This is a genomic window from Mangrovibacterium sp. (assembly GCF_041596335.1).
In the GTDB taxonomy this organism is placed as follows: Bacteria; Bacteroidota; Bacteroidia; order Bacteroidales; family Prolixibacteraceae; genus Mangrovibacterium.
In genome coordinates this window covers 1-22838 of the sequence record NZ_JBFHIT010000025.1, presented here as the reverse complement: position 1 = coordinate 22838, position 22838 = coordinate 1, and the positions used below count along the sequence as shown (strand labels likewise).

20 protein-coding genes are annotated in these 22838 nt (G+C 44.7%); 2 read left to right on the top strand and 18 right to left on the bottom strand.

The window, feature by feature from the left end; all coding sequences use genetic code 11:
* The first annotated feature begins 81 nt into the window (after positions 1 to 81).
* Positions 82 to 1032 (top strand): serine hydrolase, encoded by a 951-nt coding sequence (locus ABZD21_RS10460; RefSeq protein ID WP_372774930.1) that lies wholly within the window; start codon positions 82 to 84, stop codon positions 1030 to 1032.
* A gap of 12 nt (positions 1033 to 1044) precedes the next feature.
* Complete coding sequence (locus tag ABZD21_RS10455; RefSeq protein ID WP_372774929.1) at positions 1045 to 3900, top strand: hypothetical protein; 2856 nt, start codon at positions 1045 to 1047, stop codon at positions 3898 to 3900.
* A gap of 2 nt (positions 3901 to 3902) precedes the next feature.
* Here ABZD21_RS10455 and ABZD21_RS10450 read toward each other — a convergent pair whose 3' ends face one another.
* The 18 genes from ABZD21_RS10450 to ABZD21_RS10365 all read right to left on the bottom strand — a co-directional run.
* Positions 3903 to 5177, bottom strand: coding sequence for a serine hydrolase (locus tag ABZD21_RS10450; RefSeq protein ID WP_372774928.1), 1275 nt, complete (start codon positions 5175 to 5177; stop codon positions 3903 to 3905).
* Positions 5174 to 8077, bottom strand: coding sequence for a PEP/pyruvate-binding domain-containing protein (locus ABZD21_RS10445; RefSeq protein WP_372774927.1), 2904 nt, complete (start codon positions 8075 to 8077; stop codon positions 5174 to 5176). Before ABZD21_RS10445 ends, ABZD21_RS10450 begins: the two co-directional genes overlap by 4 nt.
* Positions 8078 to 8255: 178 nt before the next feature.
* Positions 8256 to 8858: a bifunctional phosphoribosyl-AMP cyclohydrolase/phosphoribosyl-ATP diphosphatase HisIE gene (gene hisIE / locus ABZD21_RS10440; protein WP_372774926.1), complete on the bottom strand. Its 603-nt coding sequence runs from the start codon at positions 8856 to 8858 to the stop codon at positions 8256 to 8258.
* A gap of 6 nt (positions 8859 to 8864) precedes the next feature.
* The gene (locus ABZD21_RS10435; RefSeq protein WP_372774925.1) at positions 8865 to 10037 is read right to left on the bottom strand and encodes a hypothetical protein; all 1173 of its coding nucleotides are present in this window, start codon (positions 10035 to 10037) and stop codon (positions 8865 to 8867) included.
* An 18-nt stretch (positions 10038 to 10055) separates the two neighbouring features.
* A complete protein-coding gene (gene hisF, locus ABZD21_RS10430; RefSeq protein WP_372774924.1) occupies positions 10056 to 10811 on the bottom strand; it encodes an imidazole glycerol phosphate synthase subunit HisF in 756 nt (251 codons plus the stop codon).
* Positions 10812 to 10841: 30 nt separating this feature from the next.
* Positions 10842 to 11567: a 1-(5-phosphoribosyl)-5-[(5-phosphoribosylamino)methylideneamino]imidazole-4-carboxamide isomerase gene (hisA, locus tag ABZD21_RS10425; protein ID WP_372774923.1), complete on the bottom strand. Its 726-nt coding sequence runs from the start codon at positions 11565 to 11567 to the stop codon at positions 10842 to 10844.
* A gap of 117 nt (positions 11568 to 11684) precedes the next feature.
* A complete protein-coding gene (hisH, locus tag ABZD21_RS10420; protein ID WP_372774922.1) occupies positions 11685 to 12284 on the bottom strand; it encodes an imidazole glycerol phosphate synthase subunit HisH in 600 nt (199 codons plus the stop codon).
* Positions 12281 to 12823, bottom strand: a complete 543-nt coding sequence (locus tag ABZD21_RS10415) for a TlpA family protein disulfide reductase (protein WP_372774921.1) — start codon at positions 12821 to 12823, stop codon at positions 12281 to 12283. The genes hisH and ABZD21_RS10415 overlap by 4 nt, the downstream gene beginning before the upstream one ends.
* 12 nt (positions 12824 to 12835) lie before the next feature.
* On the bottom strand, positions 12836 to 13720 hold the full coding sequence (purU, locus tag ABZD21_RS10410; protein ID WP_372774920.1) for a formyltetrahydrofolate deformylase: 885 nt from the start codon (positions 13718 to 13720) through the stop codon (positions 12836 to 12838).
* 100 nt (positions 13721 to 13820) lie between these two features.
* Positions 13821 to 14942 carry a bifunctional histidinol-phosphatase/imidazoleglycerol-phosphate dehydratase HisB gene (gene hisB, locus ABZD21_RS10405; RefSeq protein ID WP_372774919.1) on the bottom strand — a complete coding sequence of 374 codons (1122 nt, stop codon included), beginning with the start codon at positions 14940 to 14942 and terminating at the stop codon, positions 13821 to 13823.
* An 85-nt stretch (positions 14943 to 15027) separates the two neighbouring features.
* Positions 15028 to 16059, bottom strand: coding sequence for a histidinol-phosphate transaminase (gene hisC / locus ABZD21_RS10400; RefSeq protein ID WP_372774918.1), 1032 nt, complete (start codon positions 16057 to 16059; stop codon positions 15028 to 15030).
* Positions 16060 to 16071: 12 nt separating this feature from the next.
* Entirely contained in the window at positions 16072 to 17364 is a 1293-nt protein-coding gene (hisD, locus tag ABZD21_RS10395; protein WP_372774917.1) for a histidinol dehydrogenase, read from the bottom strand.
* A 46-nt stretch (positions 17365 to 17410) separates the two neighbouring features.
* Positions 17411 to 18271: an ATP phosphoribosyltransferase gene (hisG, locus tag ABZD21_RS10390; RefSeq protein ID WP_372774916.1), complete on the bottom strand. Its 861-nt coding sequence runs from the start codon at positions 18269 to 18271 to the stop codon at positions 17411 to 17413.
* 355 nt (positions 18272 to 18626) lie between these two features.
* Complete coding sequence (gene dnaJ, locus ABZD21_RS10385) at positions 18627 to 19796, bottom strand: molecular chaperone DnaJ (protein ID WP_372774915.1); 1170 nt, start codon at positions 19794 to 19796, stop codon at positions 18627 to 18629.
* 22 nt (positions 19797 to 19818) lie between these two features.
* Entirely contained in the window at positions 19819 to 20403 is a 585-nt protein-coding gene (locus ABZD21_RS10380) for a nucleotide exchange factor GrpE (RefSeq protein WP_372774914.1), read from the bottom strand.
* Between the two features lie 160 nt (positions 20404 to 20563).
* A complete protein-coding gene (locus ABZD21_RS10375; RefSeq protein ID WP_372774913.1) occupies positions 20564 to 21088 on the bottom strand; it encodes a TlpA family protein disulfide reductase in 525 nt (174 codons plus the stop codon).
* Between the two features lie 104 nt (positions 21089 to 21192).
* Complete coding sequence (murA, locus tag ABZD21_RS10370; RefSeq protein ID WP_372774912.1) at positions 21193 to 22506, bottom strand: UDP-N-acetylglucosamine 1-carboxyvinyltransferase; 1314 nt, start codon at positions 22504 to 22506, stop codon at positions 21193 to 21195.
* Between the two features lie 15 nt (positions 22507 to 22521).
* On the bottom strand, positions 22522 to 22838 hold a 317-nt coding region (locus ABZD21_RS10365; RefSeq protein ID WP_372774911.1), incomplete at its 5' end, for a DUF4290 domain-containing protein.

Sequence of the window (22838 nt, the reverse complement as noted above, 5' to 3'; positions counted from 1 at the left end):
GTCAAGTGTCAGTAGTACAGATAGATATGTGTTTTTGTTTTTTCCGGAAGTAGTATTGTTTACATGAAAGGAGATCGGGAAATGAGATCGAAGTTTTTTGTTGTTTTGTTTCTAGTGTTAATCATTATTATTGGTTGTGCCAGTAAAACGGTTGAAGAACGAGCAATTCATAATGCGTTGGGACTCCCCATATACACTAGAGACAAGGAGTTTAAGCCTCTACACGAGCTGAAGAATACGACTTTACAACGCAGCCTTGAAAATAAGCTGAAAAAGAACGCTAAATGGAGCCGGCTATTAGAGACTAAAAAAATGGCTGTGGGGCTGGTTGATCTGAGCGATATGAACAACATTCGTTTTGCCAGCGTCAATGGCGACAATATTATGTATGCGGCCAGTTTGCCGAAAATTGCTGTTTTGCTGGCGATGACCGACGCGTTGGAAAAAGGAGAAGTCGAAGAAACGGCTGATAATTTAAAAGATATGCGGCTGATGATTAGTCGATCGAATAATGAAGCAACCACCCGTTTAATCGATTTATTGGGCTATGAGAAAATAAAAAGCGTGGTGACCGATGCGGCTTACAAGCTATACGATGAAGATCAGGGCGGTGGTTTATGGGTTGGAAAAAGATATGCAAAAACCGGAGCTCGTTATCCGGAACCAATCAAAGGGCTTAGTCACGCTGCAACAGCCGATCAGGTGTGTCGGTTCTACTATTTGCTGATTCACGGAAAATTGGTAAGTCCGGAGCGATCTCAGCAAATGTTGGATATGCTGATTGATCCGGAGATTCATCATAAGTTTGTAAACTCAATTGAAAAATTAAGACCCAATGCCAAGTTATTCCGTAAATCGGGGACATGGCAAAATTATCATGCCGATTCCATTTTGGTTTGGGGGAAAGAAGAGAAGTTTATTTTGGTTGGCCTGCTGCAGGATGACGATGGCGAACGTATTTTACGACAACTTATTTTTACCGTTGAAGATGTTTTGGATGAGACTGATAAAGATTTAACTTTATCAAAATAGCATCCATTAACAATGAGAAATTTTGAAAGTTCGGTCAGGAATGTGTTCCGGGAAGCTTTCCAGTATTTTTTGAACAAGTCATTTGATATTCGTGTGGGCGAATACCGGAGAGTATTGTATATGCAGCTCAATATTTTCCTGATCATTTCAACCTTGCTTATTGTCAAACCGATCGTAAACTCACTCTTTCTTTCCTCGTTTGGCTACTCCTATTTGCCAACCGCCTTTATGTTGGTGGCTGTTACGGCTATTGGCGTTTCCTGGGCTTATTCCCGTTTGTTATCAAAGTATTCCTTTCAAAAAATCATGACCCGCAGCCTGATCGCGTCAGTGATCGCGTTATTTTTATTCGGTGTTCTGTTGCGGTTAAATGTGCTGGTTCAAATAGTCCTTTTGCTGTTTTACATCTGGGTGGCTTTATTTGCAGTGGTTTCGTCATCGCAATTTTGGGTATTAGCTAATATGGTTTTTAATCCGCGCGAAGCAAAACGTGTGTTCGGGTTTATTGGAGCAGGTGCAATTGCAGGTGGCATTTTCGGTGGCTATCTGACCTCGATTATGGCGCCAATTATTGGGAGTGAGAATCTTATCTTTTTCAGTATGTTGGTTTTGCTGCCAACGATTTGGATTACTAAGCTGGTTTGGAATGAGAAAGAAGGCAGTATTCAATTAGGACCGCAGCAGCTGAAGCCGGAGAACAGTTTGTCTGAGAACCCCTACCAGTTAATCCGAAAATCACGGCATCTGACATTTATGGCTGGGATTATAGGTGTGAGCGTTATTGTGGCTAAATTGGTTGATTACCAATTTAGTGCTATCGCGTCGCTGGCGATCCCGGATCCGGACCGGCTGACCGCCTTTTTTGGCTTTTGGTTTTCCAACTTCAACTTACTTTCGCTGGTCATTCAATTGTTTATTACCCGACGTGTGGTAGGTGTGTTTGGCGTTGGTACATCGTTGCTGTTTTTGCCTGGCGCCATTTTCTTTGGAGCTGTTGCCATGCTTTTTTTTCCGGTGTTGGGGGCAGCAGTATTTATAAAACTGAGCGATGGCAGTTTGAAGCAGTCAATCAATAAATCGGCTACCGAGTTGCTGGCATTGCCAATTCCTTTCGAAATAAAGAACAAAACCAAGTCGTTTATCGACGTTTTTGTCGATAGTGCCGCAACTGGTGTTGGTGGCCTGATTCTGATATTTTTGGTCAACGGGTTGAACCTGTCAACGAATTGGATTAGTTTGATGATTATTGGGTTGTTGCTAATCTGGGCTTATTTCGCGCAACAGGTTCGCAAGGAGTACCTGAAGTCGTTTAAGATGAAGATCAGTATGAAAACGAACAGGAAGAAACCCGACAATAAAAAGGCTTCAGAGGAATCGGTTATCGGAGGGTTATTGAAGCAACTGGAAACAGGGAATGAACGGCAGCTGCTCTATGTACTTCAGAAGATTAGGGAAGTTCCCAATGAACGTTTCTACCTGGGCTTGAAGAAATTGCTGAATCATAAGTCGGCCAAAGTCAGAGCGGAGGTAATAAGCAACCTTCGAACCTATTTGAATCATAATCTCTCGGGCGACATGCTGAGTTTGATTACCGATCCGGATCAGCAGGTGCGTGTGAGTGCTTTTGAATATTTGCTGGCGCTGGCTCCTGGCAATCGGGTTGAATTTATTGAGTCGTATTTAGTGCATCCCGATGCGAAAATAAGTGAGGCAGCTCTCATTGCTTTGGCATGGGAAACAAGGGGCAATCACGAACTCCAGAATTGGTTTTCATTCGGGAATCGAATTCAGGATCGGATTCGCCAAATGAATGAAAGTACAGATCCGGAAGCGACCAAAGAGCTTCAGATGCTTCTAATCGAAGTCGTTGGAATTTCCGAGGCTACTGGTTATTTCCGTTATATTGAAGATGGATTTCATTCGGAAGATTCGGATATTGTACTGAAGTCGATTGATGCAGCAGGCAACTCGGTTCATCCCCAGTTTATTAGTCAACTGGTTGAGTTCCTGAATGTCAGTCAGTACAGGCATGCCGCACAGCGAGCTCTTTCCGGCTACGGGATTCAAGTGTTTCCATTCTTCTTTAAACTAATCCATTCATCCGGTGTGTCGTTCGATTTGGTCCGCAAGTTACCGGCAGTGGCCGAAACAATCGACAGTCAGCGAGCGATCGAGTTTCTATTCGATCTGTTGGATTATGAAGACTATCTGGTGCATCTTGAAAGTTTGAAAGCACTGAACAATATTAAGCAGCGTTTTCCTCATCTGTATTTCGATAAGCGTTTGGTCATGAGTCGAATTGTGGAGGAAGCAAATCTGTATCAGAACAGTTTGGTAGTTTTGAAGATGAGATTGGTCAATCCGGTTGAAAATAGTCCGGAATCACCGGCAATTACCGATGCGCGAAAAAGTCTGATTGATTTGCTGGAGCGTCGGCTGGACGGAAGTTTGGAGCGGATTTTCAGATTGCTGGAACTTCGGTATCCGCCCGAAGATATCCTGACCGTTTACAAAGGCATTCAAAGCGACAAGGCTGATCTTAGGATGAACGCCGTTGAGTTTCTCGATAACCTACTGGAGACCCGTTTGAAAAAGGTGTTGATCCCTATTTTGGAGACTGCAATCATGAACCCCATGACAGAGCCCGCTTTGGGCTTATTTGCTGATAAACGTCCGGATGAAACAGCTTGCTACCAAATGTTGCTTGAAGGCATTGACGTAAAATTAAAGCTTGCTGTATTTCATTTGCTGGAACGGTTGGCCGACCCCAAGCATATGCTGTTGGTTAAGCCCTATTTAGGCGCTCAAAATCCCAAAGTGAGAGATTTTGCAGACCGGGCTTTCCGTTCGATGACCAAAGGTGCTTAACGCTATTTCTTCCGAATCAGGTCGTCAATACTGCTGCCCAAGCCAAGGTGATCGAGGTTGGAGTTTTTTCGAAGTACATTCGACATCAAGGCGATCATGTAGGTCGTTCCATCAGGTTGTTCAACAATCACCACCGAGTTCATAAAGTTCTCGACGTTTCCCATGTACTTTTTGCATTCAAAACCTTCCTCTGGTTTGCACTTGTAAAGGCTCCCCGATTTAAAATAGATGGCTGCATTGGTTAGGCGAGGCGACGAGCCATAACGAATACGCCGGTCGGTCATGTACAGCAGACGTTTGATTTCCAGACTCGATTGCCGGTCGACCAGCTTGCCACGCTCCATAGCAACCAAAAATTTCATCATTCCGCGAGGCGTGCCAATGCTCCCTCCTTCGCCGGGGACAATTTGTTTTGCTCCCTGAGTAAACATACTGCCCAAACGCCATTCTTCTTTCGTAATACCGATTTGTTGCAACGGCTCGTTTACAAGCTCTACCGCCAAGGTTTTTAGGCTTGTTTTGGGTGTTTTTGAAAAATAGTCATTTGCCTGTTCCTCGCTCAGTGTTGGATATGCTTTTCCAAAAGCGCGCATGAGTATTACTTCGCGCCACAATATGCTGGCAGCTCCGTTGTTACTCACTGAAACCATGTGATCAGCCCATTCATACAAGGAAAAAACATCGTCTTCACGAACGGTTCGTTTGAAAAAATCGCCAGTTTCCGGATTGAAAAATGGAACGGTGTGCGAGTCGACGTTGCCCCATTTGCCGGCACGTACAAAACGGGTTTTCAACAATTCTATTCGCTTTTCGAACGAGTTTGGATAGATATTAGCCAACTCGGTGAAGAGTCCGGCCATAACAGCCAGTTTGCCCACACTGCCGGGTTGAAAACCCTTTGTCTCCTGGCGGGACGCATACCTCATTTTGCGCCCGGGAGTAATGTCGAGCAGCGAGATCGAATAGCTTTCGTCTAAATTTGGGAAAAGGCTATTCAACTGTTGCTGTAGTTTTTTGTCCGGAACGGGAAGTGTTTCTAAGCTATCGCCTCGTTCGCCTACCAGATTTAGTTTGATGTCTTTGATCGATTTTAAGGCACCCGGAATGGGCTTGGTATCTTTGATCTCACCGTCAATTATTTTTTGCAAACGGGCCAGTCGTCTGATGTTGGTCGATTTATAGCCATCAATTGGATATTGGTTCTGTTTTCCTTCAGCAATACCAGCGAAAGCAAAAATCAGAAGCAGAAGTATTGCGGTATATTTAATTTTGATCATTTTAAAATGCTATTAAGTGATACGGTTTTGGGAGCACTGCTGTCTTGCGAAATAGACTGCAGGTAATTCGACGATTTTGCCTGCTTGTTTTCAACAAACGGCCGAACCTGGAATAACCAAAGTTTGTCGTTTTTAAATCCCAGTTCAACATCCCAGGGGCCATTACCCGATATGCCTTGGCTGTCTTTAAGTTGCAGATCCAATTTGTTGGCAAAAAATCGTATCGCCTGTAAGTTTTCGTTTGTCAGAATGGGCGTTTCGAAGGTGCAATGCACCTTTAAAGTTCCACCGCTTGCCGGAAGACTGGTATAATGAGGCTCGCGAGCGGGTGAAATTAGCTGGTTGGTTCCGTTGGGCTCCAGCACGTGCGATTCTGCTGACTGCCCGTCAACAGCTCCTCCGGCACCCCGACTGAAGGCAATTGTCAGTTCGTCAGTCTTGCCGGATTGTACTCCTTTGGTGATAAGCACGCCCGAATAGTCGACATCCACACTTGGGATAATCAAAATGGAAGGGAAAACATTTTCAGGATTCAGGAGGTAACTTTGACGCCATTTGTAGCTTCTTTCAGAATAGGGTGAGGCCCAAACGTCTTTGATTCCCTGAATAATTTTTTCACTTTCCAGAACATTAAATAAGGTTAGGTTTAGGCCTGCTCCTGTAAAATCTTTCAGGTCTTCCATGTTGGTGTCGCTGCGCAGGAATACCGGAATTTGTCCCAGTGGTTTTCCTAATACCGATTGAAATTGCTTTTTCAGGTCTTCTTTAAGTGCGGGCAGCAGGTCCATTTTTTTTATGGCTTCGCGCAAGGTCGCTAATTGGGAAAGAACGAATGTGTCGATTTCACTCAGGGCAATGCCGGAATTTCGTTTTTCTGCCGCTACTTTGAATGTCTCGTTCAGAAATTTCCAGTACGATCCGGATGTTCCGGGCATGGGCAGATCCATATGCTGGCGGAAGATTCCAAAGGGAACCACCAGCCCTTCGACAACATGATCGGGAAAAAGCTGTTTAAGTTGCCCCAGATTGGCTGCCTTTGGGCCACATAGTTTGCCCGAGTTTGTGGCGTTCACTTGCCGTAGATTGACTAATTTGGTTTCTTTCAATTCAATTCGTTCAACCGGGATCGCAATTTTTTCGTCACTTCGTTTCTTTACATCAAACAATTTCTTCTCTTCAGGACTCATTTGTAATTCCGGCTTTATAATTACTTTCCCTTTGGGCGAAACAGCATAAAAAACAGTCGTTCCGTTGTATTTTTTTAAATCAGCCAGGTTTTGCATTGAAAGAACTGCGTTCGGGATTCCAAGATTTCGGGCCAGCAGTTGCACATGCGAAACCATATTTCCTTCGGAAACAGTGGCGATTCCGGCTACAGGTTTTAAGTCGGATGGTGGTTTGCTAAACAGGTATATTTTATCACGCGATACGTCGAGTTGCTCAGCATTTCCATCAATAACCACCAGTTCTCCTTTGGCATAGCCCGGGTTTAACCCTCTGAAATGGCTTTGGTTGTCGATATCCATAACTTGGTTCGACTGGTTGGAAATTGTATAGATGAAATCGCCCAGCCGACTAACTGTTGCCCCCAGTGGCAGCAGGATCGATGAGCGGATACGGTCGTCGGTGAAATGATAGGCCAGTGGTTCAAATGCACCGAAATGATCCAGCGTTTCAGAAAATACAGCCCGGTTCATTCCTGTTCCCCATTCAATAATGCCACGCGCCGCATCGTGCAGTTTTTGCAGGGTAGCCATTGGTAGTTCGTTAGTTCCCTCAGGTTGAAGTTGTTTTTGTACAAGCTGCCATTCCCACTGTTCAATATATCCGCACGCCGCCGCTGCCTTGGCGAGTATGGCGTTCAGGCTAATCACTCCCTTTAAGTTTGTGGGTTTGTAGTTAGTGAGTTCGGTGAACAAAAACTCCTCCAGTCGGGTTGAAACGTCGAGAAAAGCCAGTCGGGTTGCCGGTTTTTCGGTGAGCAGGTTTTCCCGAATGGCATACATCATGTCGCTAATGGCACGTATGCGTTGTTCGCCCCGACTGTTAGCATGTTCTTTCGTGAATGTAAACAAAGTTGACCGTAGCGGAGAGCCGGGAGGCACTTTCCCCACAAAGCTTTCCAACTCCTTGAGATTGATGGGTTGATAATAGTTCTCCAGCTCCGCAATTAATTTGTTAATCTGATCCTGACTGGCACTACTAAGTTTTCCGTTGTTTTTCGCTTTGAATGATTTGACTCGTTCAATATCAGTTTGATCGGGTTGCCCGTGAATTTTAACCCGCAAGTCCATAAACTCGGGGTAGCCTTCAGCAACCATCACTGCTAGCGAACGAATGTTTTGCAATCCTTTTGTCTCCTGTGCGTGAGGAATCGTTTTTGTGGCTTCGCGAATAAGGAAGTAGTTGGTTCGTAGTAGCTCGTCATCAGCCAGGAGCCAATTGAAAAACTTGATTCCCCAGGCGCTTTCATCTTCTGCCTGAATGGCTCCACGATAAAATTGAGCACGGCGAAGCACCCAGCCCTGATCGATACTTTGAAGGTATTTTTCGAGCAGGTACTGTTTCAACCGGGAATGGTTATTTGCCGAATCCCAAAAGTCTTCGAAGGGAGTTGTCGATAGAATCTGGCCTAGAAAAACATGATTTGTTTTCGCCAGATTAATAACTTCCGCCTTGTATTTTGCACGTTGTACTCCGCCGGGTTGCGGGCATCGTTCCTTCGGTAATACGGTCGATCCGTCGGGACAAAACCACAAAATTTGTTGGTAAGGTCCTTTCGGATCTTTTTTAAAGCTCTCCACGAGTTTTTGTATCACTTCATTCGATACCGGTTGTGCAAACACAGATATTCCGCTGGCAAAAAACAGGAAAACGGAAATAATTACTCGAATTGTCATATCGTATTTCATTAGTAGATCAGACTAAAGTAACAATTTCCAGTGGCCAAATAAATAGTTGAGGATCAATTTATTTGTAGGTTGGGAAAAAAGGGGTGAGTGTTTTCTGAGGTGGAAGATGAAAAACAGAAAGCCGGCCATTGTATTTTGATCGGCTTTCTGTTCCTTCGATGGGGGACTATTTGTGGCGTTTTTTCAGTTCACGGGCCAAATCTTCAATTCGGTAACCTTTGTGCGTTAGCAGCACAATGAGGTGGTAAAGTAGGTCGGCACCTTCGTACAGAAAGTTTTCGTCGTCGTTGGCCATTGCGCCAATAATGGTTTCTACCGCTTCTTCGCCCACCTTTTGGGTTATTGTGCGGGTTCCGCGTTCGAACAGCGAAGTGGTGTACGAACCTTCGGGCATTTCAGCTTTCCGTTTGTCGATAAAGTCTTGCAGATGTTTCAGGAACATCACATCATCGCCGCTGTTGGTTTCATCCCAGCAGGTATCGCTTCCCGTGTGGCAAACCGGGCCAACCGGATTTACTTTTATCAGTAAGGTGTCGTTGTCACAGTCCGAAGCAATAGAAACGACATTTAGAAAGTTACCACTTTCCTCGCCTTTAGTCCACAGGCGGTTTTTTGTGCGGCTGAAGAACGTAACTTTGCCAAGCTCCTCTGTCTTGGTCAGAGCCTCTTCGTTCATAAAACCCAACATCAAAACTTTGTTGGTGTTGTTGTCCTGAATGATGGCCGGAACCAGACCATTGCTCATTTTGTTGAAATCTACTTGAGTCATTGTGCGTTATTTTAATTTCATTTTTTCCAGTAATTTGTATTTGGTCGGATTTCCGAACCAGTTGTAAGAGAGGGTGAACGATAGGTAATTCCCACTCAAATCAGTGCCTCGTTTATTGTTAAAGTTGATGAGGTTGTACTTTCCATGCAAGCCGATGTAGTTCATGTTTTTAAGATAAAAGCGGTAGCCCAGACCACAATTAAAATTGAATGACACAAGTGTTTTGCTATCGTCAGTAACATCCGGATCGCCGGAAATTACATCCATGAAGTCGGCTCCAATTCCCCATTCCAAATCAAGTTCCCGCTTGAAATTATTGGTGAGCTCCCGGGCAAAATCAAGTCCGATATAGCCACCCAGATGATCACGGGTTGGAAATGTCTGGCCTTGAAAATACACATCGTAATATTCTTTCGCGTTGCCGGGACGAAACGACATCGTTAAATCCAGTTGTGTTTTTTTCACTTTAGCTCCCAGCTGAAAACCGAAGATTGGTTTCACTCCAATCACGTCGTTTAAACTCGAACTTGGAACAAAAACTCCGCTGAAAAAATTGAGGTGCCCATCCCATAAATTTTCAACACGTTCTTTCTCGCTGTTATATCGATCGGCCAATTTACTACCTTGCATGTCGCTTGATTGCAGATAGTTCCAAAACTCATCCGTTTGGTTTGAATAAAGCAGGCAGTAGGCTTTTTCAGATGGCGAAAGGTCGGTGTTGTCCTCCAACAGGCTGGTTGCCCAAGCTACTGTTGTGAGGTCGAAATCTGAATTCAGCGGAACATAGCCCAAATAGAATTTGTAGTATTCATATAGCTGATGGTAATTCTTTTCGGCCGCCAAATCCTTTCGATCCAGGTAATTGATGATCAGATTCATCTCGGTTTCGCGTTCCGAAATTTGGTCTTCGCTGAAGGTCGCCAATGTAATGTTGGTGAGCACTTTAACCCGGAAAAGCGGTTCTGTTTCGCCACAAAATTCGTCCCATTTATTAACCACCAGACTGATCGAATCTATGTTAGATTGGTCGAAATAGCGATTAATCAACTTCGTAGAATTGAACGCCACACTTTCGCAGTTCGGGGTTTGTTTTAGCAGTTGCGCGTCCAGATCGTCCTGAGCGAACAGCGACGATACGATCAGCATACAAAAGAACAGTAGGGTTAGTCGTTTTTGCATATGGTTAGAGCATTGGTTTTACAGTCGAATGGGGATGCCTTTTTCGCTCAGATAATGTTTCAAATCAGGTATTCCAATTTCCTTGTAGTGGAAAATACTTGCGGCCAGCCCGGCATCGGCTTTCCCGGTGGTGAAAACATCTACAAAGTGATCCATGTTTCCGGCACCACCCGAAGCGATAATCGGGATTTTCAGCATATCTGCCATTTTTGCCAGCTCGACATTGGCAAACCCGGCTTTGGTGCCATCGTGATCCATCGAGGTGAACAGAATTTCTCCGGCGCCTCGATCTTCGGCTTCTTTAGCCCAGCTGAACAATTCCTTGTCCGTTGGAATGCGCCCGCCATTAACCGTCACTGTCCAGCGGCCATCGTAGTTTTTGGCGTCGATGGCAACCACCACAAACTGGGTTCCGAAGTTGAGTGCCAGATCATCAATCAGTTTTGGATTACGTACAGCCGATGAGTTGATGCTTATTTTATCGGCTCCGGCACTCAACAAGGCTTCAGCGTCTTTTATTTCGCTGATTCCGCCACCAACGGTAAACGGAATGTTGATTTCGCGGGCAATGCGTTTTACTAAATCCACGAAGGTTTTACGGCCTTCGTGCGTAGCGGTGATGTCGAGGAAAACCAGTTCGTCGGCTCCCTGCTCGGCATACATGGCACCCAGTTCAACCGGGTCGCCAACGGTCTTTATATTTACAAAGTTGATGCCTTTAACGGTCTGACCGTCTTTGATATCCAGGCATGGTATGATTCGTTTTGCTAACATTTCTTCAAATTCCAAGGTTCAAAATCCAAATCATGACAAGATAAACTTGCTGATTTCCTCCAGACTAATTCGATTTTCATAAATGGCTTTGCCGGTAATAACACCCGGAACGCCCATTTCATCGAGTTCAATAATATCTTGCATGGTCGCTATTCCGCCGCTGGCAATCAGTTCGAGCGTGGGAAATTGCGCCATAATTTCGGTATACAATTCGATGCTGGGGCCGCTGAGCATGCCATCGCGGGCAATATCGGTCGAGATCACCTTTTGAATGCCTTTGCTGGTATAACTTTCAATAAAGTCAATAATTGGCAACTCCGACACTTCCTGCCATCCGCTCACAGCAATCATTTTATCTTTGGCATCGGCACCTAAAATAATCTTTCCGGCTCCGTAGCTTTCAATCCAGCTCAGAAACGTTTCGCGGTCTTTTACGGCAATGCTGCCACCCGTTACCATTTGGGCACCGCTTTCGAAGGCTATTTTCAAATCTTCGTCCGATTTTAGCCCACCGCCAAAATCAATCACCAAATTCGTTTTCGAAGCAATCGTTTCCAATACTTTGTAATTGACAATATGCTTGGCTTTCGCGCCATCCAAATCAACCAGGTGCAGGCGTGTTATACCGGCGTCCTCGAACATTTTGGCTACTTCGAGCGGGTTTTCGTTGTAAACCGTTTTTTGGTTGTAGTCGCCTTGCGACAAGCGAACGCATTTGGCGTCAATCAGGTCGATGGCAGGAATTATTGTGATCATATATTGGCCTCCCCCTGGCTCCCTCCGTTGGTGAGGAAATCAGATTTTGCTGGTTATTATATAGTGTTTAATTCGCTCTCCTTCTTCATTCCTCCCCTCGGGGAGGTTAGGAGGGGCTTAAATTTTTAAAAAATTCTCGAGTATTTTCGCCCCAATAGGTCCGCTTTTCTCGGGGTGGAATTGGGTCGCGTAAAAGTTGTCCTTTTGCAAGGCGGCACTAAACGGGTTGATGTAATTTCCCACAGCGGCAGTGTGCTCACCAACGGTGGCATAGTACGAATGAACAAAGTACACAAATTGCTCATTCAGCGACTCGTCGAACAAAGCGCTCTTTAAGTCTGTAATGGTGTTCCAGCCCATGTGTGGTACTTTGGTTACGAATTCCATTCCGGCTTTGGGTTGAAAACGTCTCACCTGTTCGTCAAAAATTCCGAGGCAGGCCGTGTCGCCCTCTTCAGAATAGCTGCACATAAGCTGCAAACCCAGACAGATGCCTAAAACCGGCTGAGTGAGGGAAGGAATCAACTGGTCGAGTCCTTCTTTTTTTAGAAAAGCCATGGTGGTACTGGCCTCGCCAACTCCCGGAAAAATCACTTTGTCGGCGGCTTTAATCTTTTCGTGATCGCCGGTTATTTCGGCCGAAACACCCAAACGTTGAAGGGCGTTATTGACCGATTCAATATTTCCGGCGTTGTATTTAATGATGATTAAGTTCATAATTGATTGTTCAAGAGTTCATTTATTTTTTCCTTCATTTTCTCAAACTCTTCTTGTTTGAATAAACGAGTCAGAAAAACAATCTTTCCTTCCTGGTCGATGATCACATTGCGGGTGACTCCGGCTCCTTTTTCGGCATAGCTATAAAATATGCCACCTTTCGGATCGAGCAAAAGCGGGTAGCTCACCGGAATTTGTTTGGCAAAGGAAGCTACTATTTCCAGAGGTTCGTCCAGGTCGACTCCAAACAAGGCAAAGTTCGGATTGTCTTTGTGTTTGTTCCAAATGTCAGACTCAATGTGGGGCATTTCCTTACGGCAAACACTACACCAACTAGCTGTAAACTGAAGCATTACAACTTTGCCCTTCAAATCGGAAAGCTTTACTTTTTGGCCATCCGGGGTAGTCGTTTCAAAATCAGGTGCCTGATCACCAAGCTTTACAAGGTAGCCGTAATCGTCCTGTCCGCATGCCTGAAAGCCAATTAGAGCGAACAGTAGGGCACAAAGGGTTTTTATTTTGAATGATTTTCGAATCATTATCCGCAAGTTTTAGCTGAAAACAACTGTTTTGTTTTTGTAGACCAAAATCTTTCGTTGAAGATGTTTGAATACAGCCTGCGATAGGACGATTTTTTCCAAATCGCGACCTTTGCGTACCAACCGTTCAATGGTATCGATGTGACTGCAGCGAGTCACATCCTGTTCAATTATTGGTCCTCCATCCAGATCGCTGGTCACGTAATGGCTGGTTGCTCCAATAATTTTCACTCCACGCTCGTGTGCCGCATGATACGGTTTGGCCCCCGCAAAAGCAGGTAAAAAAGAGTGGTGAATGTTGATGATTTTATTTGGATACTGACTGACAAAATCGGCCGAAAGAACCTGCATGTATCGAGCCAGTACGATAAAATCAACCTTGTATTTCGCCAGCAGCTCAATTTCACGGGCTTCCTGTTCCGCTTTGTTTTCCTTGGTCACCGGAATGTATTCAAAATCAATATCGAAACGACGGGCAACGGGTTCCAGATCTTTGTGATTACTGATTATAACGGGAATTTCAACATCCCACTCACCGGCAGTGTAGCGAGAAAGAATATCGAACAGGCAATGCGACATTTTCGATACGAAAATAGCCATACGTGGAATTTGCTTCGAAAAATGGATTGAATAGTTCATTTCCAGTTTCGAGGCAATCAAAGTGTCGAAGTACTCACGAAACTTATCCGCCGGAATTGCAAACCCTTCCAGTTCCCATTCAACCCGCATATAGAAAATCTTCTCAACGCGGTCGACATATTGATCCAGGTAAATGATATTGCCATTGTTTTCGTTCAGAAATTCGGTAACTGTTGCCAAAATTCCTTGTTTATCAGGACAGTGAATCAAAAGAATGGCAGTGTTCTTTTTTTCACGAAGTTGTTTTATGCTTTTCATATTTTGGTTTTTACAACATAAACGGCTCTAAGTTTTTTCACGAAGAACTCAAAGCTGTTCAGGATTTTCTCGTTTGATACCTTCTTTGTGGTTTGTTTTACTAGAGTGTTCCTTTAGTTGAAGGAAGTTCAAAGTTAAACACATCTTTTCTGATTGCCATTTTTAGTGCACGGGCAAGTGCTTTGAAAATACCTTCAATTTTATGGTGTTCATTGTCCCCTTCAGCTTTCAAATTGAGGTTCGAAAGCGAGGTGTCGGAAAATGATTTGAAGAAATGGAAGAACATTTCGGTTGGCATATCGCCAACTTTTTCGCGTTTGAATTCGGCATCCCAGATAATCCATGGGCGGCCGCCAAAATCGATCGCGCACTGAGCCAGACAATCGTCCATTGGCAAGCAGTAGCCGTAGCGTTCGATACCTCGTTTGTCGCCCAAAGCTAGTTTGAAAGCTTCTCCTAATGCCAGTCCGGTGTCTTCGATCGTGTGATGCTCGTCAACCTGTAAATCTCCACTTACCTGAATGGTCAGATCAACTCCGGCATGGCGGGCAATCTGGTCGAGCATGTGGTCGAAGAACCCCAGTCCGGTACTAATGTTACCTTTTCCGGTTCCATCCAAATTCAGCTCAACCAGTATTTTTGTTTCTTTGGTGTCGCGTTGCACACGGGCAGTTCGCTCCGGTGCGGCTACTTTGGCGTAAATATCGTCCCAGTCGGTTGTAATCAGCGCGCAGAAGGGTTCTAGCTGCATCGCTTTCATTTCATTAACCAACGATCCGTCGTTGATCAGGATGCCCTTTGCTCCCAGGTTTTTGGCCAGCATAATGTCTGTCAATCGGTCGCCAATAACAAAGCTGTTTGCCAGATCGTAGCTGCCATCCATGTATTTGCCCATCAGTCCGGTTCCCGGTTTGCGGGTCGGCGCGTTGTCATGCGGGAAATGGCGATCGATAAGAATATCATCGAATACGATGCCTTCATTTTCCAACGCTTTCAGCATTTTGTTGTGTGCCGGCCAAAAGGTGTCTTCCGGAAACGAATTGGTTCCCAGGCCATCCTGATTTGTGACCATCACCAGCTCGTAGCCGAGATTTTTGGCGATGAAATGCATATTCCGAAAAACCTTGGGCAGAAACTCCAGCTTTTCAAGCGAATCAATCTGTTCGTCAGCCGGTTCAATGATCAAGGTTCCGTCTCTATCGATGAATAAAGCTTTTTTCATGGTAAATGTATTGGAAACCAAATAGGTACATGGGGCATAGGTGTTCGTTTATTCTTCTATGTATTCTCAGTACCGATGTGGTTCTTTAAATCAATTCTTTTAGTTTCGCTATTAAAATTTCGTTTTCCTCGGGAGAGCCAACTGTGATTCGCAGGCTGTCGTCGCACAAAATTACTTTCGAGCGGTCGCGGACAATAATCCCGTTTTCCATCAGGTAGTCGTAGATGCCTCTTGCATCGTACATTTTCACCAGTAAAAAATTCGCGTCTGAAGGGTAAACTTTAACCACGAACGGAAAGGTTTCCAGTTGCACGGCCAGTTTGCTGCGTTCTTCGATCAGCAATTCGACCCACGCTTGTTTTTCGTTTTCCTGTGTAATGAGTTCAATGGCTTTTTTTTGCGTGAGAATGTTGATGTTATAGGGGTATTTTATTTTGTTGAAGATGCGAATGATTTCAGGCGATGCAAAAGCCATGCCCAGTCGGATTCCTGCCATTCCCCATGCTTTGGAGAAAGTTTGCAAGATCACCAGATTCGGATACTGGTCGAGTTCGTCCAACAGGCTTGCGCCCGGTGCAAAATCAATATAGGCTTCGTCGACAACAACCAAGCCGTTGAAATTATGAATGAGTTTCAACATCTCCGATTTATCCATCAGGTTGGCGGTTGGATTGTTGGGAGAACAAACAAAGATCAATTTTGTACGACTGTCGGCGGCAGTCAACAGCTCGTCGGCAACAAAGCTGTAGTCTTCCTTTAGCTTCAATTTGCGCACCTCAATGTTATTAATATCGGCTGCAACCTGATACATGCCATAAGTTGGGTCGATGGAGACGATGTTATCGGCTCCCGGCTCGCAGAAAGCACGGAACAACAGGTCGATTGGTTCGTCGCTTCCGTTGCCCAGAAAGATACGATCAGCCGGGCAGTTTTTGATGCCTGCAATTTTGTCTTTCAATTCGCGCTGAAGGGGGTCGGGGTATCGGTTGTAAGGCGCGTTGAAGGGGTTTTCGTTGGCGTCCAGAAAAACCATCGCTTCACCTGAAAACTCATCGCGGGCTGATGAATAGGGTTTCAGGTTTTTTATATTGGCTCGTAATAGCAGTTCAAGATTCATGATTCCAGGTTCTTATTTTTTGTTTTTGATTTCTTCCAATCTCAAGGTAACCGCATTTTTGTGCGCATCAAGTTGCTCGGCAGCAGCCATAATTTCGATGACTGGTCCAAGATTCTGAATGCCATTTCTTGATATTTCCTGAAAGGTAATTTTCCGGATGAAGCTGTCGAGGTTAACTCCGCTGAACGAACGAGCCCAGCCGTTGGTGGGTAATGTGTGGTTAGTTCCCGATGCGTAGTCGCCAGCGCTTTCTGGTGTGTAATTTCCCAGGAAAACCGAGCCTGCATTTGTGATTTTGTCAGCCACTTCAAGGTAATTGTTCATGGAAATAATCAGGTGTTCCGGTGCGTATTCGTTGATCATTTCGATCATTTCGAACTCAGAATTCAATACAATGGCAACGCTGTTTTGCAGTGCTTTTACAGCAATTTCAGCTCGGCTTAGTTCGTTCAGCTGTTTTTCCAATTCGACTTCAACCTCGGAAATAAGTTTCTCTGATTTGCTCACCAGTATCACTTGTGAGTCAGGCCCATGTTCGGCTTGCGACAGCAGGTCGGACGCGACGAAGGCAGCGTTGGCCGAGTCGTCAGCCATAACTGCAACCTCGGAAGGCCCGGCAGGCATGTCGATGGCGACATCGCTAATGCTGACAAGTTGTTTGGCTGCCATCACATATTGGTTTCCCGGGCCGAAAATTTTGTTGACTTTCGGCACATCTCCAGCTCCGTAGGCCATTGCTCCAATGGCTTGCACGCCTCCAAGCTTGAAAATTTTAGTGACACCGACCAATTTGGCTGCAAATAAAATGGCGGGGTTAATCTTGCCATCCTTTCCGGGGGGCGTGCAAAGTACGATCTCGCGGCAACCGGCAATTTTTGCTGGAAGTGCCAACATTAAGACCGTTGAAAAAAGTGGCGCCGAACCTCCCGGAATATATAATCCTACCTTTTCAATCGCAACCGATTTTTGCCAGCAAATGACACCCGGGCTGGTTTCAACTTTGGTCAGTTCCTGCATTTGTTGTGCATGAAAGCGAAGAATGTTTGCCGCTGCGTTTTCAATCGCTGATTTCAACTCCGGATCAGTCAACCCGACCGCCTCGTCTATCTCAGCTTCGCTTACAGTCAGGTCTTGAAGAACCACACCATCGAATTGCTCGGTGTATTTGCGGACAGCCGTTTCGCCTTCCGCTTTAATTTCATCTAAAATGCCTTGCACCCGTCCGGCAAGATCGGTCGCATTAAACAATGGCCTTTTTAGTATTTCCGGCCACTCTTCAGGTGATGGATTGATATAGCGTTTCATGCACGAATTTGAATCAAAAATTTATACTTCAGAGATTGGGTTGGGACTAGAAAATCATCTTTTCGATTGGCATGACCAAAATTCCTTGGGCACCCGCAGTCTTTAGTTTTCCAATAATCTCCCAAAATTCCTTTTCTGCAATAACCGACGACATAGAAACCCAGCCTTCTTCAGCTAAATTTGTTACCGTAGGACTTTTCATTCCCGGCAAGATAGCTGATATTTCGGCTACTTTATCTTTCGGAGCGTTTAGTACAATGTACTTTTTCCCTTCGGCGCGTTGTACCGATTCCAAACGGAAAATAAGTTCATCTAAAATAGCTTGTTTTTCGGCACTCAGGTTTGGAGTAGCGATTAACAAGGCTTCAGAGGGCGTAACTACTTCCACTTCTTTCAAACGGTTACTTACCAGGGTTGATCCCGATGAAACGATGTCGAAAATCGCATCAGCCAAACCAATTCCGGGGGCAATTTCAACCGATCCGTTGATTACGTGAATTTCAGCTTTTATCTGGTGTTTATCAAGGAAGTCCTGAAGGATTACCGGGTACGAAGTCGCAATTTTTTTGCCGATGAAATATTCAACACCGTTGTACTCGTCCGATTTTGGAATTGCCAGTGATAGGCGGCATTTGCTAAAGCCGAGTCTTTTGGCAATCACTACATCCATCTTTTTTTCGAGCACTTCATTTTCACCTACGATGCCAATATCGGAAACGCCATCGGCAACGGTTTGCGGGATGTCGTCATCACGCAGGAAAAGGGCATCCATCGGAAAGTTTTTGGCTGAAGCCACCAGTACACGGCTACTGCCTAATGAAAATTTGATTCCGGTTTCTTTAATTAATGCCATAGAATCTTCAAACAAACGTCCTTTGTTTTGGACTGCAATCTTCAATTGTGTCATGATCGGTAATTAAAAATAAAGAAGGCCTACCTTGCGGTAAGCCTTCTTTGGGTTAATATTTTTTTGCTTCAATAAGGACAAAAGAATTACGGCCTACCTTGTACTAAGATATGGTGATGGTGGCCGTGATGTCCGTAATTGAGATTCATTTCTTTTATTTTGGTGTTGCAAGTATAATTATAAATTGAAAGGCGAGCAAAGAATTTCCTGTTAATTTAAAATTAAGAAATGATTTTTGTTGGTTTTTTGACGGAAATGCGATATCGAGTTTATTTCAGTGTAAAAATATCGGTTTGTATGGAAACAAAAAAACCTCCTGTAGCAGGAGGTTTTTGAATGTTATCATCGCGTATTTTTATTCAAAAATGTCACGCATTTTCTCGAAGAAGTTTTTATCTCCTTCTCCTGGGACAGCTTGGAAGTTTGCCGATTGTTGCAACTTTTCAAGCATTTTCTTTTCATCCGAACTTATTTTTTTCGGCGTCCAGGCATGTATGCGAACCAACAGGTCTCCCTTGCCATAGCCATTTACATCCGGCAAACCCTTGCCGCGCAGGCGGAGGATTTTTTCCGGCTGCGTTCCGGCTTCAATCTTCACTTTTACTTTATTTTCGATCGTCGGGATTTCGGAAGTTGTCCCCAAAATGAAATCCGGCATGCTTAAAAATAAATTGTAGATCAGATTGTTGCCATCGCGAATGAGATCCGGGTGTTGTTCTTCCTGGATCACCACCTGCAGATCGCCGTTTACTCCACCACGACGTCCGGCATTTCCTTTTCCGGAAACATTCAATTGCATTCCTTCGGCAACACCGGCTGGGATTCTAAAACTAACAACTTCTTCGCCACGAACCACACCTTCGCCATGACAGCTGGTGCATTTATTTTTAATGATCTGGCCTTCGCCGTTACAAGTCGGACAGGCAGAACTGGTTTGCATTTGTCCGAGCATGGTGTTGGTTATGCGGGTAACATGTCCGCTCCCATGGCAGGTTGAACAGGTTGTGTAGTCTGATCCACCGGCAGCTCCTGAACCATGACAGGTGTCGCAGGGAATGTATTTTTTTAGTTTGAGCTTTTTGTCGACCCCTTCGGCAACATCTTTTAGGCTGAGGGAAACTTTAACACGAAGGTCGGAACCACGGTGTACCCGGCGTCCCTGACTGCGTCCGCCGCCGCCAAAACCACCAAAGCCGCTAAATCCACCGCCAGAAAATCCACCACCAAAGATATCGCCGAACATTGAAAAGATATCGTCCATCGACATGTCGTGACCACCGAATCCACCTCCGGCAGCACCACCAACTCCTGCATGACCATATTGGTCGTAGCGTTGCTTCTTTTGCGGGTTGCTCAGCACTTCGTATGCTTCAGCCGCCTCTTTAAATTTTTCTTCCGCTTCGTGGTCGCCCGGGTTTTTGTCCGGGTGAAATTGAATCGCTTTTTTGCGGTAAGCTTTCTTTATTTCTTCAGCCGAAGCACTTTTGCTAACGCCTAAAATTTCATAAAAATCTCTTTTTGTCATGCTCTTCCTGGTTTTGCTCTATTTATTCGCCAATTACAACTTTGGCAAAGCGAATAACTTTTTCATGTAACAGGTATCCTTTTTGTACCACATCAACAACTTTGCCTTTTAGTTCTTCTGTTGGAGCCGGAATTTTAACGATGGCCTCATGAAGGTCGGTGTCAAAGTCTTTTTCTTTCGCTTCAATCTCTTTGATTCCATTTTGCTTCAGGAATTCCTGAAACTTATTGTAAATCAATGTTACTCCCTGTTTCAGCGGGTTTTCATCTTCAATTTCGCTGAAGGCAGCTAGGGCACGATCCAAATCATCTACGACGGGAATGATATTCATCAGGACAGTTTCTCCGCCTGATTTCATTAATTCCATCTTTTCTTTCAATGTGCGTTTCCGGAAATTGTCGAACTCAGCCTGCAAACGGATGTGTTTGTCCTTCATGTCGGCTACTTCATTTTCCAATTTCTCGATCTGCTCGTGCGTTTTATCTTTCTTTGACTTTTTGTCGTGTTTGTCTTCTTTTTTAGCAGTTTCTTCAGGTGCCTCTTTTTGGTCCTTTACAAGTTCATCTGCACCTTGTTCTTGCTCATTTACAATCTTTTCTTCTGCCATGCGGTTTAAAATTTTAATTTAACAGTCTGACAAATTACAAAAATGCTGCCAGTCATTATTTGGGACAATTTGACATTTGCCGATCCTTAAAAGCTGACAAAATTATAAAAAGAAAGGCAGTACGCAGTACCACCTTTCTGATTTATTGCGATGTTAGCAATTATTTCACTAATTCTTTCAACGCTGCTTCGAGCTGCGGACCACGAAGATTGCGGCCGACAATAATTCCTTCACCATCGATTAGGAAATTCGCCGGAATGCTTCGTACGCCGTATATTGCTGCGTATTTGGCGTTCCATCCGTTCAGGTCACTTACGTGGTTCTCCCAAACCAGATGATCGTCATTTATTGCTTTTTGCCAAGCTTCCTTTGATTTGTCGAGCGAAATGCTATAAACGGTAAAACCTTTTCCGTTTTCGAATTTCTGGTCTTTGTAGGCTTCATATGCTGCGACAACTGTTGGGTTTTCGCGGCGGCAAGGGCCACACCACGATGCCCAGAAGTCGATCAATACGACCTGGCCTTTTAGTGATGATAGTTTAAGCTCGTCACCTTTGACTGTTTTTTCGATGATTTCAGGTGCTTTATCTCCCACGTTGGTTCCAATTTTTGCCTGTGCCTGAGCCATCGAAGGCGCGAGAAGTCCTACAAATAAGAGAACTGCGAGTATCAATTTTTGATTCATACGGTAACTTTTTAAATGTATAAAAGATGCTAATCGAACAAAATCAACAAAATTCAAGCCTAAAGGATTGCTGTTGGATTTTTATTTAGAAACTTTAACAAAACCTACTGCATGTCGCTTCGCGTGATCGAAGCACCAATCGCGTTTAATCGTGTGTCAATTTCCTCATACCCGCGGTCGATTTGTTCGATGTTCGAAATTCTGGAACTCCCTTGAGCCGATAGCGCTGCAATCAACAAGGAAACCCCTGCACGAATGTCGGGTGAGGTCATGGTCGTGCCTCGTAGCTGAACTTTTTTGTTCAATCCAATTACGGTGGCCCGGTGTGGGTCGCATAGAATAATTTGCGCACCCATGTCTATCAGTTTATCGACAAAGAACAGACGGCTTTCGAACATTTTTTGGTGAATCAATACGGCTCCCTTGGCTTGAGTGGCTACCACCAAAAAAATACTCAGTAAGTCGGGAGTCAATCCCGGCCATGGCGCATCAGCAATTGTCATGATTGACCCATCGATGAAGGTCTCAATCTCGTACTCCTCCTGTACTGGAATGTGAATGTTGTCGCCTTGTATTTCGAGTTTTATTCCCAGTCGTTTAAACGAATCAGGGATGATTCCCAGATGTTCAATTCCGGCATTTGGGATCGTGATTTCAGAGCCGGTCATAGCTGCAAGACCAATGAAGCTACCGACCTCAATCATGTCAGGCAGGATTCGGTGGTCGCATCCGTTTAAGCTCGAAACCCCTTCGATATGGAGCAGGTTTGATCCTATCCCGGTAATTTTCGCGCCCATGGCAACCAGCATTCTGCAGAGTTGTTGCAAATAGGGTTCGCAGGCTGCGTTATAAATTGTTGTTTGTCCTTCGGCCAGAACTGCAGCCATTAAAATATTGGCGGTGCCGGTTACCGAGGCTTCATCGAGCAGCATGTACTTGCCATGCAGTTTTGAAGCACGCACACTGAAAAAATGTTTTTCAGAATCGTAGACAAACTGGGCGCCCAGTTTCTGCAGGCCGACAAAGTGAGTGTCTAATCGGCGGCGCCCGATTTTATCTCCCCCCGGTTGTGGGATATAAGCCTCACCGAATCGAGCCAGCATTGGGCCGACGATCATTATTGATCCACGGAGGCTGATGGCTTGTTGTGCAAATCGCTTGGTTTGCATGTAAGCCAGGTCGACCTCGTCTGCTTGAAAACTATAAGAACCTTTTGCCAGACGTTCGGTTTTAACGCCCAGTTCGGATAGTAATTCGATAAGTTTGATCACATCCCTTATTTCTGGAATGTTACTAATTGTAATTTTTTTCGGGCTAAGCAATGTCGCACAGATTACCTGCAAAGCTTCGTTTTTAGCGCCTTGCGGTTCAAGTGTACCCTTTAGTTTCTTGCCCCCTTCAATATGAAATGTTGCCATCTCCGGAGTGGTAGATTAATCGTGTTTACGGTGTTTCTTTTGGTTGCGGTTGTTGCTTGCTGGCACAACTTTTTTTCTGTTTCGGAAGAGAATTTCCTTTGTTTCAGTCAGATCCAAGTCGGTGCGTTGGATCTTTCCTTTGGAAAGAATGTCCAAATCATCGTAGATTTTCTCATCGTCCACTGCATCTTTATTCCAGGCCAAATAACTTTTTTTCATGTGGTTGGCCAACAGTTTGATTAGGACTTCTTTTTCCTCGCCCGATTCGAAGTTGCTGGCTTTGGTTACCAATGATTCCAGTATTTTACCATAATGGCGAAGTTTGATTCTTC

What these genes read in the sequence shown, in the direction of transcription:
- hisC (WP_372774918.1), bottom strand. Translation starts at nt 16,059, where the DNA reads ATGAATCTTGAACTGCTATTACGAGCCAATATAAAAAACCTGAAACCC.
- hisA (WP_372774923.1), bottom strand. Translation starts at nt 11,567, where the DNA reads ATGATCACAATAATTCCTGCCATCGACCTGATTGACGCCAAATGCGTT.
- ABZD21_RS10380 (WP_372774914.1), bottom strand. Translation starts at nt 20,403, where the DNA reads ATGGCAGAAGAAAAGATTGTAAATGAGCAAGAACAAGGTGCAGATGAA.
- ABZD21_RS10450 (WP_372774928.1), bottom strand. Translation starts at nt 5,177, where the DNA reads ATGATCAAAATTAAATATACCGCAATACTTCTGCTTCTGATTTTTGCT.
- hisD (WP_372774917.1), bottom strand. Translation starts at nt 17,364, where the DNA reads ATGAAACGCTATATCAATCCATCACCTGAAGAGTGGCCGGAAATACTA.
- ABZD21_RS10435 (WP_372774925.1), bottom strand. Translation starts at nt 10,037, where the DNA reads ATGCAAAAACGACTAACCCTACTGTTCTTTTGTATGCTGATCGTATCG.
- hisH (WP_372774922.1), bottom strand. Translation starts at nt 12,284, where the DNA reads ATGAACTTAATCATCATTAAATACAACGCCGGAAATATTGAATCGGTC.
- hisIE (WP_372774926.1), bottom strand. Translation starts at nt 8,858, where the DNA reads ATGACTCAAGTAGATTTCAACAAAATGAGCAATGGTCTGGTTCCGGCC.
- ABZD21_RS10415 (WP_372774921.1), bottom strand. Translation starts at nt 12,823, where the DNA reads ATGATTCGAAAATCATTCAAAATAAAAACCCTTTGTGCCCTACTGTTC.
- ABZD21_RS10375 (WP_372774913.1), bottom strand. Translation starts at nt 21,088, where the DNA reads ATGAATCAAAAATTGATACTCGCAGTTCTCTTATTTGTAGGACTTCTC.
- ABZD21_RS10460 (WP_372774930.1), top strand. Translation starts at nt 82, where the DNA reads ATGAGATCGAAGTTTTTTGTTGTTTTGTTTCTAGTGTTAATCATTATT.
- hisF (WP_372774924.1), bottom strand. Translation starts at nt 10,811, where the DNA reads ATGTTAGCAAAACGAATCATACCATGCCTGGATATCAAAGACGGTCAG.
- murA (WP_372774912.1), bottom strand. Translation starts at nt 22,506, where the DNA reads ATGGCAACATTTCATATTGAAGGGGGCAAGAAACTAAAGGGTACACTT.
- dnaJ (WP_372774915.1), bottom strand. Translation starts at nt 19,796, where the DNA reads ATGACAAAAAGAGATTTTTATGAAATTTTAGGCGTTAGCAAAAGTGCT.
- hisB (WP_372774919.1), bottom strand. Translation starts at nt 14,942, where the DNA reads ATGAAAAAAGCTTTATTCATCGATAGAGACGGAACCTTGATCATTGAA.
- ABZD21_RS10445 (WP_372774927.1), bottom strand. Translation starts at nt 8,077, where the DNA reads ATGACAATTCGAGTAATTATTTCCGTTTTCCTGTTTTTTGCCAGCGGA.
- hisG (WP_372774916.1), bottom strand. Translation starts at nt 18,271, where the DNA reads ATGACACAATTGAAGATTGCAGTCCAAAACAAAGGACGTTTGTTTGAA.
- ABZD21_RS10455 (WP_372774929.1), top strand. Translation starts at nt 1,045, where the DNA reads ATGAGAAATTTTGAAAGTTCGGTCAGGAATGTGTTCCGGGAAGCTTTC.
- purU (WP_372774920.1), bottom strand. Translation starts at nt 13,720, where the DNA reads ATGAAAAGCATAAAACAACTTCGTGAAAAAAAGAACACTGCCATTCTT.